The organism is Streptomyces pseudoechinosporeus (assembly GCF_054783935.1).
The window spans coordinates 1-16,665 of record NZ_BAAGPS010000051.1 but is presented as its reverse complement, the minus strand read 5'-3'; the positions used below and the strand labels follow the sequence as shown (position 1 = coordinate 16,665).

The following is a 16,665-nucleotide window of genomic DNA, read 5'->3' as shown; positions in this document are numbered from 1 at the left end:
GCGCCGATGTGCACTGAGCCATGGGTACGGGGGGAACCCCGGCTCGTGCGCCAGCCGATGACCAGTCGGCTCACTTAATACTGCGTTACCCCGGCCGAAAGTGTCACACCCTGCGGGCCAGACCTTTGAAGGCGTACGAAATCGCAGGTCAGGGCCGGGATGGGGTCGAGGACAGCGGAGTCGTACCGTCCTGGGAGGCCGAGGTCGGCGTCTCCTCGTCGGAGGCAGTTCCCTCGGCGGAGGCGGGGGTGAGGGCCGGGGTGGCGCGGCGCTGGACGTCGCTGGTCGGGGCGTCGCTGGTCGGGGTTATGACACCCGGCTCGTCGTCCTTGCCCTTCCCGTCCTTGCCGCCCTTCCCTCCCTTCCCGTTCTTCTCGCCGCCTTTGTCGTCCCCGTCGTCGGAGTCGTCGGCGTCGTCGTTGCCCTGGCCGTTCCCCTCGGACACCGAGTCGTCATCCCGGTCCTCGGACTGCTTGAGGACGGTCGCGCAGTACTGTCGTACGCGCTCGGCGCCGCTCGCCGCCTCCTCCAGGCTGCGTCGGCGGTCGGGGGCGAGCTTCTTGCCGTCGCGGACGTCCCGGCAGGAAGCGGTGACCTTCTTCCACCAGGCCTCGGAGCGCGCCTCGGGGCCGGGGGCGGCCGCTCCGGGCCGCGGGGGCGTGCTCCCCGGTGTCTCCTTGCGCGCGTCGTCACCGGTTTCCGGTGCCGAGGAGGAGCCGTCGCCGGTCGGGCCGCCCGTGTCGCCGTCCGGATTCGATACGTCGGGGGCGCCGCCCCGCGTCCCGTCGGGGGACGGAGTGATCAGCGGATGCTTCGGGGTGGCGGGCGCGGTCACCGTGGCCCCGGGGGGTTCCGGTTCGTCGTCGGTGAACGGCAGCACTCCGGCCGTGGCGACCATCGCGGCCCCGCCGAGCATCCCGGCGGCCAGCGTGGCGGCGAGCCCGAAACGCACCGGGCGGCCCACGCGGGACGGACGGCGACGGCCCGCCGTGGCGCGGCCGAGGCGGACGACTCCCGCATCGGCGGACGTGGCCGTGTGCGGACGGTCGCGGTGCCCGAGGGTCGCGTGCTCCTCGTCCCGGCCGGTGCGCGCCTTGCGGAAGGCGGCCATCGCATTGGCCTCGCCCCGGAGTTCATCGCTGCTCAGCGGGGGTTCGACAGTCAGCGCGCCCAGCGCCCGGACGAGCCGGTCGGCCTGGTGGCGGGTGTCGCCGTCGACGGTTTCGAGTGGCTCTCCGCGCAGGAGTCGTTCCGCGGTACTGCGGTCCAACCACCTGTACTGCTCGTCGGCCATCACATGTCCTTCTGCGTCCGCGAACGCATATGCGTCACACCTGCGGACGACACCGCGTCAGTACGCGGCTCTCTTTGTGGGGGTACGGCACTCAGTGCGCCGGTGGATTCCGGATCCGCGCCGAGCAGCTCCGCGAGCCGCTTCAGACCGCGGTGCGCCGCCGTGCGGACGGCTCCCGGGCGCTTGCCCAGCGTCTCGGCGGCGGTCTTCGCGTCAAGGCCGACGACGACGCGCAGTACGACGGCCTCCGCCTGGTCCTGCGGAAGCTGGGCTATGAGGGACAGGGCGTTACCGGTGGCGAGCGCCTCGATGGCCTCACCGGCGGTGTCGGACTCGGCCGCCCGCCCGGTGAGCTCGGTCTCGTCGCCGCCTATCGCCGGGCGGCGGCCGCGCATCCGTATGTGGTCGAGCGCGCGGTTGCGGGCGATCCGGGCGGCCCAGCCGCGGAAGCGGTCTGCGTCCCCGCTGAACCGTTCGAGGTCCCGGGCTATCTGCAGCCAGGCCTCGGACGTGACGTCCTCGGCGTCCGGGTCGCCGACCAGCGTCCGTACATACCCCAGCAGCCGTGGATGCACGGCTCGGTACACAGTCCGGAAGGCGTTCTCGTCCCCGTCCTGTGCCGCAAGCACCGCGGCGGTCAGCTCCGCGTCGTCCCCCAGCACCGCGCGCCCCTTTTGCGCCTAAGCCGGCGCCGCTCTCGCGGACCGGGTTCTCGCCGTCGTGGTTCCTCAGTTGATGGATGCGGTCCTGCCCCGCATCCGGCGCGAAATGCACGGTACGGCCAGAAAGCATCTGACGTCCATGTGCGTACAACGTACAAGCAACTCATCCCAGCGCCGGGGTGTGACAGAAAACGCACCCCCGGCGCTGTAGAGAGTACGGGTCGCCGCGCGGCCCGTACCGCGCGACGGTCGGGGCCTCTCCTGTGGGGGGTGGCGGCCCCGGCCGTCTCCGTGGTTTAGTGCCCTGACCTGCGAAGATATGCGATTCCCGTGACCAACGCGGCCAGCGCGTGACCAACGCGATCAGACACCTCGTCAGATCTTCCCCGGGCCGATGCGCTGAGCCGTCCCAGCCGCTAGCTCATCAACCCCTTCGACTCGGCGCTGCCGCAGGGCAAACATCCCGATCCGCCCCCGCGGTCGGCTTGGATCTCCACCAGCTCTTCCTCTGCCCGGCATCGACCTATTCGCGAGGTAGTGGTGCGGTACACCTCACCCTTGGGGCGACAGCACCCCTCGTGACAGGCCCACCCGCCGCCCCATCTGCCAAGCCACGGACGCCCGGGTGCACCACGGCCGTGCTGGTGACTGCCTCCGATGTACTGGTTTCCGTCGGCGCCCCCTCGCGGCCGACCTGGTTGTCCTCGCCCGCTCGCTCGCTCGCCACGGGCAACGCCACCGCGCTGACCTGCTGCACCCGCATCCCCGACAGCCAGAACTGACCCGTAAGGAGCACCACTGCCACGCCCGCCACCGACCGGTCCCCGCACCGTGACCAAGAGCCCTCCGGCCATGGCAGCGCCGCCGCCGGGATCGGCGCTGCCCTGGTGATGACCGTCTGCTGTACAGGGCCCGTATTGGTCGCCGCCGGTGCCCTCGGTGCACTGGGCGGCTTCCTGGGCAACCCCTGGGTGATCACCGCGGCGACCTTGCTCCTGGTGGCAGCCGTAACCGCGCTTGCCCGCCGCCGCGCAGGCTGCGACGCCTGCTGCCCACCCACCGGCCCGCCCAGGGACACCGCCGACCGGGACCACCCGCACCTCGCAGCCGACCAGGAAGGCCCCGCTCCCGATGACGCCGCCTTGACCCGCCGCGACCCGTTCCTCGCTCTGACTGTGATCGCCTCGCTCGTGGCGAGCGACCACCGCCTGCGTCACCGAGCACACCGCCACCAAGTCCGCCTACGCCAGTGCGGTCACCGCCTCCGGGTCCAGAAGAGCACCGAGGTCATCATCATTGAGACCCGTGCATCGTGAAGTTGCAGGTCACGGGTCTGGTGTGCGGGACGATCGGGGTGCTCACGCCGGTCATCGGCCGGTGTCCCTCGCCAAGATCTTCTGGCCTGTCGACCGGAGTCGTTGCCGGGTTCCGCTGCGCGGACCGCCAGGCCGCTCCTACGATCCGTCACCGGGCCGGTACGGCGGGAGACCATGAGGGGCGTGGGGATGCAGGAGCTGGAGCGGATTGCGGCCCGCCGGGGCGAACTGGACACGCTCGTCGAGGAGTTGGCCAAGCAGCTGCATGAGGTCCAGGCGGAGCGGGAGGAGCTGGTGATCGCCGAGCGGGTCCTGAACCGGCTGGCTGAGCAGGACCGGGTCGCGGCCGCAGCCCCGGCACCGGTCCGGGTGGCGGGGCGGGCGGTGCTGCTGATCCCGCATCGCGGCGAGAACCCTGACGAGGCCGCGCTGCCCGAGGACTACCGCAAGATCCTGGCGATGGTGAGGGACGCCGACGGCCCGGTGCAGGTCAGAGCGGTCGGCGAACGCCTGGGCCTGGACACCTCGGTCCGCGGCAAGCTGGAGCCCTTGCGCGCGAAGATGACCAAGCTCGCCGATCGCGGCTGGCTGCACAAGCGGCCCGACGGCCGCTTCACCGCACGCCGGTGACGGCGTCGCGGGCCGCTGCCAGCAGGACGTAACCAGCGGGCCCCCGACGGCAGTTGAGTTTGGTGTGAAGAAAGCCAACAGCACGGTCGAGGGCCCTGACGGCCTTGTCTACACCGCCCGCCTGCCTCTGTCGAGCTCCACCCTGAACTATCTCGCCGACCTGATACGCAGCCACTTGAAGAAGATCCGCTCCCGGTGGCGGGCCCTGCCCGCCGGGAAGATCGCGGGCATCGTGCTCGCGGTGCTGCGCTGTGACCAGCGGCCGGGCGACCTGGCCGGCGGCAACGGGATACACCGCACCACCGTGACCCGGTGGGTCCGGGAAGTCGTCGACCTGCTCGCCGCCCGCGCCCCACGCCTGGACAGAGCCCTGAAGAAGATCGCCCGAAAGGGCGGCGGCATCGTACTGCTGGACGGCACGCTGATCCGCACCCGAAGGCGCACCGGCGCCGAGAACCGGAAGAACTACTCCGGCAAGAACACGTGCCACGGCCTGCTCGTGATCGCACTCACCGACGACCGGGGGCGGTTGCTGTGGGCCTCGGCCGCCCGGCCCGGGCGGACCTCGGAGATCACCGCCTGCCGACACGACCAGCTCACGCAGAAGTTGCAGGCGGCTGGACTCGGAGCCGTCGCCGACCTGGGATTCGTCGGACTCGACGACAGCGGCCCGGACGCCGACCCGGCGGTGATCACCGGCTACAAAGCGGCACGGAATCGTCCCCTGACGCGTGGACAGAAGCTGTCCAACAAGGCGTTGGCAGCCGTGAGAGCCCCGGTCGAGCACGGCTTCGCCCACCTCAAGAACTGGCGCGTGCTCGGCAAGGTCCGCACCGACCCGAAGTGGGCGACCGCCCTGGTCAGTGCCCTGCTCGTCCTCACGAACCGCGAAATCTCCCGGTGACCGACAATCTTCACCGAAGTCATCCGCCCGCGGCCAGCGTGAGTACCCCGAACCCCACGCACACCAGACCCGTGACCTGCAACTTCACGACGCACGGGTCTCAATCAGTGTTTCTTACCTTGTCCGTGCGGCTTCTGACGGCTCAGATCTCCTGGGGCTTGTAGGAGCTGGGGTCGCGCAGGGCGACGCGACCCAGGAGGTCGACGGTTTTGGTGACGCCCTCGACGGGGGCCACAAGAACGTCCTCGTGCTCGATGCTCAGGACGTCGTCGTAGCCGGCTCGACGCAGGGCGAGGCAGAACGCGCGCCAGAACGCGTCGTCGTGGCCGTAGCCGAGGGTGACGTAGTTCCAGGAGCGTTCCTTGGCGGCCATGACCGGCAGCGTCTCCAGCCTGCTGGTCAGCGCCTGGCGGGAGGGTTCCAGCCGGGTGTCCTTGGCGTGCACGTGGTAGATCGCCTCGCCCAGGGTCTCGATGGCGGCGAGCGGGTCGGCGCCCATCCACATCAGGTGGCTGGGGTCGAAGTTGGCCCCGACCACGGGCCCGACCTCCTCGCGCAGGCGCAGGAGGGTGGGGACGTTGTAGACCGCCTGGTGGGCGTGCATCTCCAGAGCGAGCTTGGGTACGCCCCGGTCACGGGAGTGGGCGACGAGGTCTCGCCAGTACGGGAGTACGACCTCGGTCCATTGCCAGTCGAGGATCTGTGTGGTCTCCGGCGGCCAGGAGACCGTGATCCAGTTGGGGTTGGCGTCGCCCGGCCCGCCCGGCAGCCCGGACATCATCACCACGCGGTCGACGCCGAGGAGCGGGGCGAGAGCGATCGTCCTGCGCGCGACCTGGTCGTGCTCGCGGCCGCTGGGCCCGGGGTGCAGGGGGTTGCCTGAGCAGGTGAGGGCGCTGATCGTGAGCCCTCGGTCGGCGACCTTGGCCAGCAGTTCGCGGCGCGCGCCGTCGCTGTCGAGAAGCCGGTCGATGTCGATGTGCGGGGCGGTGGACCAGGCGCCGGTGGCGAACTCCACGTGGTCCAGGCCGAGTTCGGCGGCCAGGTCCAGGGTCTCGTCGAGCGTGAGGTGCCCGACGCTGTCGGTGTTCAGACCGATCTTCATGATGCGTCCCGTCTGCGGTGTGGTCGGGCGGGGAGTGGTCGTTCCCCGCTGGTTCGGTGTGCCGGCGGTGGGGGTCAGATGTAGAGGGCTGGGCGGTCGGCGAGTTCCACCTCGACGCGGCGGCCCTCGGTCTGGGCGCGGATGCCCGCCTCGCAGACCGCGGCCACGGCGTAGCCGTCCCAGGCGCTGGGGCCGGTGACCTCGCCGCGCCGGGTGGCGTCGATCCATGCCTGGACCTCGCGGTCGTACGCCTCGGCGAACCGCTCGACGAAGCCGGGGGTGACCGTGCCGCCCCAGCGTCCGCCGGTGCTGACGAGCATGTCGTGCCGGTCGCCGATGCGGGCGGTGCCGTGCTCGCACACTGCCTCGGCGTGGACCTGGTAGCCGTAGCGGGCGTTGACGTAGATCTCGACGTCGACCAGGGCGCCGCCGTCGGTTTCGAAGACGACGAACTGCGGATCGGCCAGCCCTTCGGGCGCGTTGCCGGAGGGCCGCGGCCGCATGACGGTGACGGATGTGATCTCCTGGCCGAGCAGCCAGCGGGTGATGTCCATCTCGTGGGTCACGGAGTCGTTGATGAGCATGGCGCTGGTGAAGTCCGGCGGGCAGGACGGGTTGCGGTGCCGGTTGTGCAGCATCAGCGGCCGGCCCAGTTTCCCGCTGTCCAGCAGCGCTTTGAGTTTGATGTACTCGTGGTCGTAGCGGCGCATGAAGCCCACCTGCACCCGGCGGTGCCCGAGCCGCTGCTCGGCCTCCAGCACGCGCAGGGCGGAGGCGGCGTCGGGGGTGAGGGGCTTCTCGCACAGGACGGGCAGGTCGTACTCGAACGCGGTGAGCAGTGCCGCCTCGTGGGCGACGCCCGGGGAGGCGAGCAGCACCGCGTCGACGTCGGGTGAGGCCATCGCTTCGGCGACGTCGCCGTATGCCGCGCATCCTTCGGCGTCGGCGGCAACCGTCTTGGCGCGATCGATGTCGACGTCGACGACGGCGGCCACATGGGCGCCGCTGGTCACCTCGCTGATCCGGCGTACGTGGTCGGCTCCCATGCGGCCGGCGCCGATCACGGCGACTCCAAGGGAGGTGTGGTGGGTCATGTGGTTCCTTGCCTTGGGGGTGGGGGGCGGCGGTGACGGTCAGCCGTGGGCCGGCCGGACCCACATGGGTCCGGCCGTGCCCCGGGTCGTACCCGTCACCGTGTTCCCTTGGCCGCGAACGTGGCGACGGTTGCGACGTTGGCCTTGTCGACGAAGGCCGGGCCGGTCAGCACGGGCGCCACGCCACCGCCGCTGTAGTTGCCGTTGTTCTTGTAGAGCCAGAGGGAGTCGACCGCCAGGTAGCCCTGCAGGTAGGGCTGCTGGTCGACGGCGAACTGGATGCTGCCGCCCTGGATCGCCTTCACGAGTTCCTTGTTGAGGTCGAAGGTGGCGACCTTGGCCTTGCTGCCGCCCTCGGACACCGCCTGTGTGGCGGTCAGCGCGACCGGGGCGGCGAGGGTGACGACGTAGTCGATGGAAGGGTCCTGCTTGAGCTTGGCGGTGATGGTCGACTGCACGGACGGCATGTCGGCGCCATTGACGAACAGGTTTTCCGTCGTGCCCGAGAAGCCCTTCTTGACGCCCGCGCAGCGTGCCTCGAGGGCGACCTGGCCCTGTTCCTGAATGACACAGGCGACCTTCTTGGCACCGAGGGAACTCAGCTTCTTCCCGACCGCCTCGCCGGCGACGGTCTCGTCCTGGCCGAAGTATTCGATCAGGCCCTGCTTCTGCCAGTGGTCCACACCGGAGTTGAAGCCGACCACGGGTATACCGGCCTGCACCGCCTTGGCCACGGTGCCCTTCATGGCATCGGGCTTGGCGAGGGTGACTGCGATGCCGTCGACCTTCTGGTCGATCGCGTTCTGCACCAGGTTGGCCTGGTTGCCCCCGTTCGGGTCGGAGGAGTAGACCAGCTTGATGTTGTCCTTGGCGGCCGCGGCCTGGGCGCCCTTGCGGATGGTGTCCCAGAACGTGTCACCGGGGACCGCGTGGGTGATCATCGCGATCGTCATGCGGGGTGTGGTGGCCTGGCCCGCGGAGACGCCGTCGGCGCTCTCCTCCGACTTCTTGCCGCCCGAGCTGCTGGAGCAGCCGGCGACCGTAAGGACTGCGCTGGCGGCCATGGCCACCAGGACGGTGAATCTGCGGGAGCGGGCGGGAAGTGAGCGGTTCATTTCGGCACCTCACTGTGCTGACTTGCGGGAAGGGGTGATCCACCGGCGGGACGCGACACATCCCGTTGTGGGTCGGACGGGGAGCTACTGGGTGGCCGGCTGTGCGGCTCGGGGTGGGGATCAGAGGGTGAACGCGGCGCGGAACCGCTCCATGGCGGTGTGACTGTCGCCGGAGGGCCATGCCTCCAGGGCGACCGTGCCGTCGTAGCCGAGGTCGGTAAGGGCGCGGGCGACGGCCGGATAATTGATCTCTCCGGTGCCGGGTTCATGGCGGCCGGGCACGTCGGCGACCTGGATCTCTCCGATCAGCCCCGCGCCATGCGCGCGGCGGACGAGCTCGATGAGGTTTCCCTCGCCGATCTGGGCGTGGTACAGGTCCAGATTCATCCGCAGACCGGGCCGACCGACTGCCGCGACCAGGGCGTAGGTGTCGGCGGCCCGCGCGAACGGGACACCGGGGTGGTCGACGGCGGTGTTGAGGTTCTCCAAGGTGAAGGTGACGCCCGCGCTTTCGCCCAGTTCGGCCAGGCGGGTGAGCGTGCGGTGGGCGGTGATCCACATCTCGCCGGTGGCCTCGCCGGTCACCGGCACCACGGGCAGGCCCTCGGCGTCCAGGCCGGTGCCGTGCAGGTTGAGCCGGGGGCAGCCGAGATGCTCGGCGGCCTTGATCGATTCCTCGGCCGTGCGCAGGAGTTCGGCCGCGCCGTCCGGGTCGGTCAGGGTGCCGCGGATGTAGCCGGTCATCGAGGAGAACTCGGCGGGGGTCTGGGCCAGTGCGTTCAGGTCGTGCCGGGTCCAGTCCCAGATCTCCACCTGGAAGCCGGCCTCGTGGATGCGCCGGGCCCGCTCCTCGATCGGCAGGTCGCGGTAGACCATCTCGGCACAGACCGCCAACGTGTACATTCACAGCTCCAGACTTATAACGTTCTAAGAGAACAGGAGCAGTACGCCAGGCTCCGGGCGGCCTGTCAAGGGTTTGTGCGGACATTTGATTTATAACGTTGTGACAACGCTGACCAGTGCGTGTCCTGCCTGGCCCGGTCTACGATCACCTCGGAGAAGACCCTCGATCAGGAAGGCCGACGGTGCCATCGCGCTCTGCCGTCCCGGACGGAAAGCGGCCGACGCTCAGCGACCTCGCGGCGCGGGCAGGTGTCTCCGTGCCGCTTGCTTCCATGGTCATGCGCGGTGCCAAGGGGCCCAGCGCGGCAAGTCGCGAGCGGGTGCTGCGGGCCGCGCAGGAAATCGGCTACCGGCCGGACAGCAGGGCCCGCCTCCTGCGCAGCAGCCGCTCGCACCTGGTGGGAGTGCAGTTCGACCTGCAACAGCCCTTCCACGCTGACATGGTTGAGGCGCTCTACGCCGCGGCCGGGGCGGCCGGCTATCAGATCGCACTCAGCGCCGTCGCCGCGAGCCGCAGCGAACAGGAGGCGGCGGAGACGCTGCTCGCCGACCGCTGCGAGGCACTGATCCTGCTCAGCCCCCATGCCCCGGCGGCCCGGCTGGCAGAATTCGCGGCGCAGCTACCCGTCGTCTCCGTGGCCCGCCGGCTGCGCCCGCTCGCCGACGGCGTCGACGTCGTCCGCGCGGCCGACGACGAGGGCGCCCGCCAGGCGGTCGACCACCTCGTGGCACTGGGCCATCGCGACATCGTCCACATCGACGGGGGCAGGGCGCCTGGCGCGGCCGACCGGCGCCGCGGCTACAAGTCGGCCATGAAGCACCACGGCCTCACCGACCGCGTCCGACTCGTGCCGGGCGGGCTGACCGAGGACCACGGCGCCGCAGCCGCACGAAAACTCCTCGCCGAAGCTTCCCGCCCCACCGCCGTCCTCGCCTTCAACGACCACTGCGCCATCGGCGTCCTCGACACCTTCCTGCGCGCCCGCATCCCTGTGCCCGACGAGATCTCGGTCGTCGGCTTCGACGACAGCCACCTCGCCCGCCTCGCCCACGTCCAACTCACCACGGTCGGGCAAGAAGCCCCCCAGCTGGCGCGCCGGGCCGTGAACCGGGCCGTCGCCCGGCTGGAGGGCGGGGCGACGGACGACGAACGAGAAGTCGTCGTCACACCACACCTCGTCATACGAAGCACCACCAGGGCACCTTGCCGCTCCTGACCCGCGCTGCTCCACGTCCCGGCTCGATCTGGTCGAAGTTCCACCGCGCCCCAAGGACCACCCGCGGCTGTCCGCCGAGGAACCCGCCTACATCCAGGCGGACGCGCGAGCCAAGGAGGCAGGCAAGCGGACGAACACGAGCCGCTGCCGTGGATCGCGCTGTTCAGACACCGCACCACCTGGGGCATGGAACGGATTGGCATGAAGCGGATCGGTCGGCCGCCTGAGGCTGGTGATCGGCGAGATGCATGACGGTGCCGTGAGCCGCAAGCCAAGCAATAAGTGGCGCAACCTGCCGGGCGACTTCCCGCACTGGCACACGGTGCACACGGCCTTCACCCGGTGGTGGCAGGACGGAAGCGTCGACGTCATCCACAATGACCTGCGCGATGAGGTCCGCCGGTACGAGGGACGGGACACCGACCCGACCGCCGCGATCATCGACTCGCAGTCGGTACGCGCCGCGGAGACGGCCGGAAATGATCAGTTTGTTCACGGGGTCTGAGGGCGCTGGTCGAGCACGGCTTCGCCCACCTGAAGAACTAGCGGGTCCTCGGCAAGGTCCGCACCGCCCCGACATGGGCGACCGCCCTAGAGCGCGTATCGAGTCGTGATCACCGGGTGGTCCTGGTGAGGTCTTTGATCCAGATCATCGAGGCGTGCAGGTGGAGACCGGCGAGGTAGCTGTCGGGAGTCTTGTCGTATCGGGTGTCTCACCGTCCCATTTCCGGCCTCCTGGTACGTCACGCTCTGGGGCGGGTGAGGCACGTGGAGCCGACGTGAGCCGACCGGTGCACTGATGTCCGGGCGGGGACTCATGGGACATGGCCCGGCACCCGGCTCAGGTTCCGGGGAGGATACGGCGCGTCTCGTAGGCCCACATCGCGATCTCGACCCGGTTGCGGGCGCCGAGTTTGGCCATCAGGCTCGCCAGATGCGTCTTCACCGTGCTGAGGCTGATGTGCAGTGCATCGGCGATCTCGGTGTTGGTCAGCCCGCGGGCGACGGCGAGGAGCACCTGCTCCTCGCGGGCGGTGACGGGGGAGACCGGCTGGGCCGCGGGCCGGCCGGCGGGCAGGTCCGCGAACGCCTGGAGCAGACGGATGGTGACGCTGGGCGCGATGAGCGCCTCACCGTCGGACGCCGACCGTACGGCCTGGGCCAGAAGGTCCGGTCCCGTGTCCTTGAGGAGGAATCCGCGGGCGCCCGCACGCAGTGAGCCGTAGACGTACTCGTCGAGGTCGAACGTGGTGATGACGACCACGACCAGCGGGTCGGCGACGCCCGGGCCGGCGATCAGCCGGGTGGCCTCGAGCCCGTCGAGCACGGGCATGCGGATGTCGAACAGACAGACGTCGGGGCGCAGTTCGCGGGCCAGACGTACCGCTTCGTGTCCGTCGGCGGCCTCGCCGACCACCTCGATTCCGGGCTGGGCGTTCAGCATGATCCGCAACCCGGTGCGGATGATCGCCTGGTCGTCAGCGACGAGGACGCGAATGGACACCGCTCTCGCTCCTCGCTCTCGGCAGTTCGGCTTCGACATGCCAGCCCCGGTCGGTACCCGGGCCGGCTCGTAGTGTGCCGCCGAGCAGGGTCGCGCGCTCGCGCAGTCCGGTAAGTCCGTATCCGTCGCGACCCCGGCCGGTGCGTCGGCCGTTGTCGCGCACGCTCACCCGTACCGTGTGCCGTTCCGCGGCGACCCGGACGACGAGCTCGGTCGCGTCGACCGCATGGCGCAGCGCGTTGGTCACCGACTCCTGCACGATGCGGTAGACGGCCGCGTCCACGGCCGGGGGCAGCGAGTCCAGCTCGCCGTCGAGCCCCAGGTCGACCTTGAGGCGATCACCCGGCGTGCGCACCAGGCGCTCCAGATCCGCGACGCCGGCAGGCGGCGCCAGCTCGGCGCCGACCCCGCGGTCGCGCAGCGCGGCGACCATGGCGCGCATTTCCTCCAGCGTGCGCGCCCCTTCCTCCTCGACCCCCTCCAGCGCCTCGACGGCGGCGGACGGGTCGGTGCCCGCGAGTACCCGGCCCGCCTGGGCGCGGATCACCATGGCCGACACGTGGTGGGCCACCGTGTCGTGCAGTTCCCGGGCGAGCTGTTCACGCTCGCGGGAGCGTACCTGCTCCAACTGTCGCTCGCGAGCGGTCACCCGGAACCGCACGGCAGCCCCGACCACGCCGGGCAGCAGCAGGAAGACGAAGCCCACGACCTTTTCGACGACCGGAGCCTCGTACGTGACGACACACAGCGCGCCGACCGCGAGGATCACCGCGCCGCCCAGCACGATCTCGCGTCCCGATCCCCACCGGGGCAGCGCGTACACCAGCACGAGCACGACCGCGGCGGTGTCCAGGCCGACGGGCTCGCGCGGTGCGGCGACGAGCGAGGCCACCTGGAGCAGCATCACCGAGCCGAACGCCAGCGTGACCATCGCCAGCGGGCGGGTCCGGCGCCACAGGGGCAGCAGGCACAGCCATACGGTGAAACCCACCGCCACCGGCCGCCACACGACGTTCTCGCGCAGGGTGGCCTCCAGCACCACACCGCCCAGGCCCGCGGCGAGCAGCGCCCAGTCCCGCCGCACCCGGGCGGGCGCGTCGGGCGGCCGGGGTTCGGTCCACAGGGTTCGCAGGTCGTCGCGCAGCACGGTTCTCAGCGTAGGGACCGCGCCGTGCCGCGCATCGGCCGAAAGGACGGGGCGTCACTCCGACTTGGGGCCGATGGATCCGCGGCCCGCGAGCCGATGCCGCAGAGCGCCGTGGCGACGAGCCTCGGCATCGGCGGCCGTACAAGGACGGCCGACGAGGTGGTTGGAGGACCCGATGCTCTCGAAAGCCCTGTTGCGCCTGGGCGCAAGCGCCGCCCGCCATCCCTGGCGGGTGATCGCGGCATGGCTGGTCGCCGCCACGCTCGCCGTCCTCGCCGCCGTCGCCTTCGGCGGGCGGAATGCGGATTCGATGACCGCTCCGGGACTGGACTCCCAGCGGGCCGCGGAACTGATCGAGCGGGCCGGCACCGGCCAGGAGGGGATGACCGCTCAAGTGGTCGTCACCCCCCTCGACGGCGCTGCGACGTTCTTCGACCACGGCAGCGCGCGCACCGCTCTCACGCGGCTGCAGACCGAGGTGAAGCGGCTGCCGCACGTGCTCGGCACGAGCGACCCGGCGGGGGCACTCGACGCAGGCGGGGGAAAGGCTGTGCGTGGCGGCCTTGTCTCGGCCGACGGGCGGATCGCGGTCGTCCGGGTGCAGTACCCCGACCAGAGCCGGCTGTCGGCCGAAGACCTCGACGCCCTCGTCGATCTCGGCGACCGGCTGCGCGCCGAGCTGCCGCTGCGCATCGAGATGGGCGGGAACCTCTTCTACGCCTTCTCCGACCCCGACGGCGGCGCGAGCGAGTTGATCGGCCTCCTCGCCGCGGCCGCGATCCTGTTCCTGGCGTTCGGTTCGCTCGTCGCCGCCGCGCTGCCGATCGGCATGGCGGTCTTCGGACTGACCGTCGGGGTCGCCACGATGACGGTACTGGCGGGGGTGACGGACGTCCCCACCTTCGCGCCGGTCCTGGGCAGCATGGTCGGGCTCGGAGTGGGCATCGACTACGCGCTGTTCGTGCTCGCCAGGCACCGGGAGTACCTTGCGCGCGGGCTCGATCCGCACGAGGCGGCCGGACGAGCGGTGGCCACGGCGGGGCGGCCGGTGGTCTTCGCCGGCGGCACCGTCGTCGTGTCGATCCTCGGCATGGCGGTCGCGAACGTGCCGTTCATGACGGTCGGCGGGCTTGCCGTCTCGATCGTCGTCCTGACCATGGTGCTCGCGTCGGTGACGCTGCTGCCGGCCTTCCTCGGCGCCGCCGGCCCGCGCCTGGCCCGGGCCGGCCGGATCGGCCGGGCTCTGCAGACCAGGAAGCTGGGCCGGCTCGCACGGCGGCGGGACCCGGCGGCGGGCGCCGCCCACGCCGCCGGGTGGCGTCGCTGGATCGGGCACGTCAGCCGGCACCCGGTGCCGTACGCGGTCGGCGCGGCGGGGCTGCTGCTGACCGCGACGCTGCCCGTGCTCGGCCTGCGCGTCGGCCTGCCCGACGACGGCTCACTGCCCCACAGCCGTACCGAGCGCCGCGCGTACGACCTCGTCGCCGAGGGATTCGGCCCGGGCACCAACGGTCCCCTCGTCATCGCCGCGGACCCCGCCCGTGATCCGGGAGTGCTGGACCGACTCGTCGGGGCGGTCGCGGCGGATCCGGGCATCGCATCCGTCGCGCCGACGCACATCGATCGGGCCACCGGCATCGCGACCCTCGTGGTGTTCCCGACCACCAGCCCTCAGGACAAGGCCACGGCCGACACCATCGCCCGGCTGCGCACCGACGTGCTGCCCACGGCGATCGGGCACGGCCCGGCCAGGGCCCACGTCGGCGGCGCCGCCGCGAGCCTGTCCGATGTGGGCCAACGCACCAGCCAACGCCTGCCGGTGTTCGTCGCCGCCGTGCTGGCGATGTCGTTCCTGCTGCTGATGCTGGTCTTCCGCTCGATACTCGTACCGCTCAAGGCGGTACTGCTGAATCTGCTGAGCATCGGCGCGGCCTACGGCATCATGGTCGCGGTCTTCCAGTGGGGCTGGGGAGGCGCACTCATCGGGCTGGAAGCGACGGTTCCGATCGTGTCGTTCATCCCGATGTTCCTCTTCGCCATCCTGTTCGGCCTGTCGATGGACTACGAGGTGTTCCTCCTCTCCCGCGTACGCGAGGAGTACCTGCGCACCGGCGACAACGGCACGGCGATCGTTGAGGGCGTCTCGGGCACCGCCCGGATCATCACCTCGGCCGCCCTCATCATGGTGGCGGTCTTCCTGTCCTTCGCCGTCGCCGAGGACCCCTCCACCAAAATGTTCGGGCTCGGCCTGGCCACCGCGATCTTCATCGACGCCACGGTCGTACGCATGGTGCTGGTACCGGCGACCATGACACTCCTCGGCCGGACCAACTGGTGGCTGCCGAAGTGGCTAGACTGGATGCTTCCCCGCGGCCCGGTCGGCACCGACGACACCGACGCGGAATCCACGGGTGAGGCCCCGCGTCCACGGCTGGCTGACCGTTGACTCAACTCCTGCCCGCCCTTGGCGTCCGGCACCTCAGCGCGTCACCTAGGGGCATATCGAGTCGTGATCACCGGGTGGTCCTGGTGAGGTCCTTGATCCAGATCACCGAGGCGCGCAGGTGGAGACCGGCGAGGTAGCTGTCGGGAGTCTTGTCGTATCGGGTGGCGATGCCTCGCCATGCTTTGAGCGTGTTGATCAGGCGTTCGACGGTATTCCGCTCCTTGTAGAGATCGGCGTCGTGGCTGACGGGTCGGCCACCTCTGGAGCCCTTCTTCTTCTTCCGGTTGGCGGCCTGGTCCTTCTTCTCCGGGATGACCGCCTTGATACGGCGTTTGCGCAGGTGGGCGCGGTTTCCGCGGGACGAGTACGCCTTGTCCCCGGCGACCGCGTCCGGCCGGATGCGGGGTCGGCCGACGGGCCCGCGTACCCGTACCTTCTTCAGGACGGGGATGAACTGCGGGCTGTCCGCTGCCTGGCCTGTGGTCAGGATGAACGCCAGCGGGCGGCACTTGCGGTCGGCGGCGAGGTGGACCTTGCTGCTCTGCCCGCCTCTGGAACGTCCGAGGAGGGCGGCCTTCAGCCGGAGTTTCCGCCGACGCCGGATGCGTCGTCGTTCTTCCAGCGCGGGATCACTTTCGGCCTCTTGCCCGTTTTGTTCTTCGAGGCCGCCCCCTTTGACCTGGCCTTCTCCTCCTCGGCCGCGGCTTTCTCCAGGGCGGTGACGACGTCCTCGTCGAGGTGCATCCCGGCCGCGTCGTGGTGGGCTCGGGCGGTGGTGGAGTCGATGCTGACCAGGGACAGGTCCACCTCACCCCGCTTCGCGGCTTCCGTGATCAGGCCCTCCAGCAGGGCCTCGAAGACGTCGGCGTCACGCCACTGCCGGAAGCGGTTGTGGACGGTCGACCAGGCGCCGAACTCCGTCGGCATCTCCCGCCACTGCCCGCCCGTCTTGAACCGCCAGATCACGCCCTCGAACTGCTGCCGCAGTCGCTCGGGGTTCGGGCCGTACTCGCCGATCGGCAGGTACGGCTCGATGAACTCCCAATCCGGATCGGTCAGTTGCACTCGCGTCACGTAAGACCGTCTATCGGACCGGACCGTGCTACGAAGGCACATCCCGCAAATTGATCACGACTCGATACGCGCCCTAGTCAGGGCCCTGCTGGTCCTCACGAACCGCGAAGTCTCCTGATGACCGACGATCTTCACCGAAGTCATCCGCCCACGACCAGCACGGGCACCCCGAACCCCAGCACACCAGGCCCCTGCCGAGTAGCCGAGGGGAGTCTCACCCCTCGGCTCTCACAGATCCGTACGTGACAGTCGCC

At 70.4% G+C, this 16,665-nt stretch carries 15 protein-coding genes and 1 pseudogene; 7 read left to right on the top strand and 9 right to left on the bottom strand.

Translation table 11 applies throughout. The features are described from left to right. Positions 1-148 precede the first annotated feature (148 nt). Positions 149-1,294 carry a hypothetical protein gene (locus ACYVO6_RS35730; RefSeq protein WP_461068649.1) on the bottom strand — a complete coding sequence of 382 codons (1,146 nt, stop codon included), beginning with the start codon at positions 1,292-1,294 and terminating at the stop codon, positions 149-151. Continuing rightward, the gene (locus tag ACYVO6_RS35725) at positions 1,294-1,956 is read right to left on the bottom strand and encodes an RNA polymerase sigma factor (protein ID WP_461068647.1); all 663 of its coding nucleotides are present in this window, start codon (positions 1,954-1,956) and stop codon (positions 1,294-1,296) included. The genes ACYVO6_RS35730 and ACYVO6_RS35725 overlap by 1 nt, the downstream gene beginning before the upstream one ends. 644 nt (positions 1,957-2,600) lie before the next feature. Between ACYVO6_RS35725 and ACYVO6_RS35720 the strand changes: the two genes are divergently transcribed. From ACYVO6_RS35720 to ACYVO6_RS35705, 4 genes are all read left to right on the top strand, one after another. After that, the gene (locus ACYVO6_RS35720) at positions 2,601-2,738 is read left to right on the top strand and encodes a hypothetical protein (RefSeq protein WP_461068645.1); all 138 of its coding nucleotides are present in this window, start codon (positions 2,601-2,603) and stop codon (positions 2,736-2,738) included. Positions 2,739-2,873: 135 nt separating this feature from the next. Next, positions 2,874-3,272, top strand: coding sequence for a hypothetical protein (locus ACYVO6_RS35715; protein WP_461068643.1), 399 nt, complete (start codon positions 2,874-2,876; stop codon positions 3,270-3,272). Positions 3,273-3,461: 189 nt separating this feature from the next. Beyond that, positions 3,462-3,902, top strand: coding sequence for a hypothetical protein (locus ACYVO6_RS35710; RefSeq protein ID WP_461068788.1), 441 nt, complete (start codon positions 3,462-3,464; stop codon positions 3,900-3,902). Positions 3,903-3,966: 64 nt separating this feature from the next. Continuing rightward, entirely contained in the window at positions 3,967-4,806 is an 840-nt protein-coding gene (locus tag ACYVO6_RS35705) for a transposase family protein (protein ID WP_461068641.1), read from the top strand. A 142-nt stretch (positions 4,807-4,948) separates the two neighbouring features. Here ACYVO6_RS35705 and ACYVO6_RS35700 read toward each other — a convergent pair whose 3' ends face one another. The 4 genes from ACYVO6_RS35700 to ACYVO6_RS35685 form a co-directional block, all read right to left on the bottom strand. After that, a complete protein-coding gene (locus ACYVO6_RS35700; protein ID WP_461068639.1) occupies positions 4,949-5,911 on the bottom strand; it encodes a sugar phosphate isomerase/epimerase family protein in 963 nt (320 codons plus the stop codon). A 74-nt stretch (positions 5,912-5,985) separates the two neighbouring features. After that, a complete protein-coding gene (locus ACYVO6_RS35695; RefSeq protein WP_461068637.1) occupies positions 5,986-7,005 on the bottom strand; it encodes a Gfo/Idh/MocA family protein in 1,020 nt (339 codons plus the stop codon). A 95-nt stretch (positions 7,006-7,100) separates the two neighbouring features. Then, complete coding sequence (locus ACYVO6_RS35690) at positions 7,101-8,120, bottom strand: sugar ABC transporter substrate-binding protein (protein WP_461068635.1); 1,020 nt, start codon at positions 8,118-8,120, stop codon at positions 7,101-7,103. Between the two features lie 120 nt (positions 8,121-8,240). Next, entirely contained in the window at positions 8,241-9,023 is a 783-nt protein-coding gene (locus tag ACYVO6_RS35685; protein ID WP_461068633.1) for a TIM barrel protein, read from the bottom strand. 182 nt (positions 9,024-9,205) lie between these two features. On the opposite strand from ACYVO6_RS35685, the gene ACYVO6_RS35680 reads away from it, so the two are divergent. Continuing rightward, entirely contained in the window at positions 9,206-10,240 is a 1,035-nt protein-coding gene (locus ACYVO6_RS35680; RefSeq protein ID WP_461068631.1) for a LacI family DNA-binding transcriptional regulator, read from the top strand. 259 nt (positions 10,241-10,499) lie between these two features. After that, positions 10,500-10,745: a hypothetical protein gene (locus tag ACYVO6_RS35675; protein WP_461068629.1), complete on the top strand. Its 246-nt coding sequence runs from the start codon at positions 10,500-10,502 to the stop codon at positions 10,743-10,745. Between the two features lie 336 nt (positions 10,746-11,081). On the opposite strand, the gene ACYVO6_RS35670 is transcribed toward ACYVO6_RS35675, so the two are convergent. Continuing rightward, positions 11,082-11,744: a response regulator gene (locus ACYVO6_RS35670; RefSeq protein WP_461068627.1), complete on the bottom strand. Its 663-nt coding sequence runs from the start codon at positions 11,742-11,744 to the stop codon at positions 11,082-11,084. Continuing rightward, positions 11,719-12,891: a sensor histidine kinase gene (locus tag ACYVO6_RS35665; RefSeq protein ID WP_461068625.1), complete on the bottom strand. Its 1,173-nt coding sequence runs from the start codon at positions 12,889-12,891 to the stop codon at positions 11,719-11,721. Before ACYVO6_RS35665 ends, ACYVO6_RS35670 begins: the two co-directional genes overlap by 26 nt. Positions 12,892-13,066: 175 nt before the next feature. On the opposite strand from ACYVO6_RS35665, the gene ACYVO6_RS35660 reads away from it, so the two are divergent. Continuing rightward, the gene (locus ACYVO6_RS35660) at positions 13,067-15,337 is read left to right on the top strand and encodes an MMPL family transporter (RefSeq protein ID WP_461068623.1); all 2,271 of its coding nucleotides are present in this window, start codon (positions 13,067-13,069) and stop codon (positions 15,335-15,337) included. Between the two features lie 67 nt (positions 15,338-15,404). Here the strand turns inward: ACYVO6_RS35660 and ACYVO6_RS35655 are convergent. Beyond that, positions 15,405-16,411 (bottom strand): annotated as a pseudogene (locus ACYVO6_RS35655) (IS5 family transposase). Positions 16,412-16,665 lie beyond the last annotated feature (254 nt).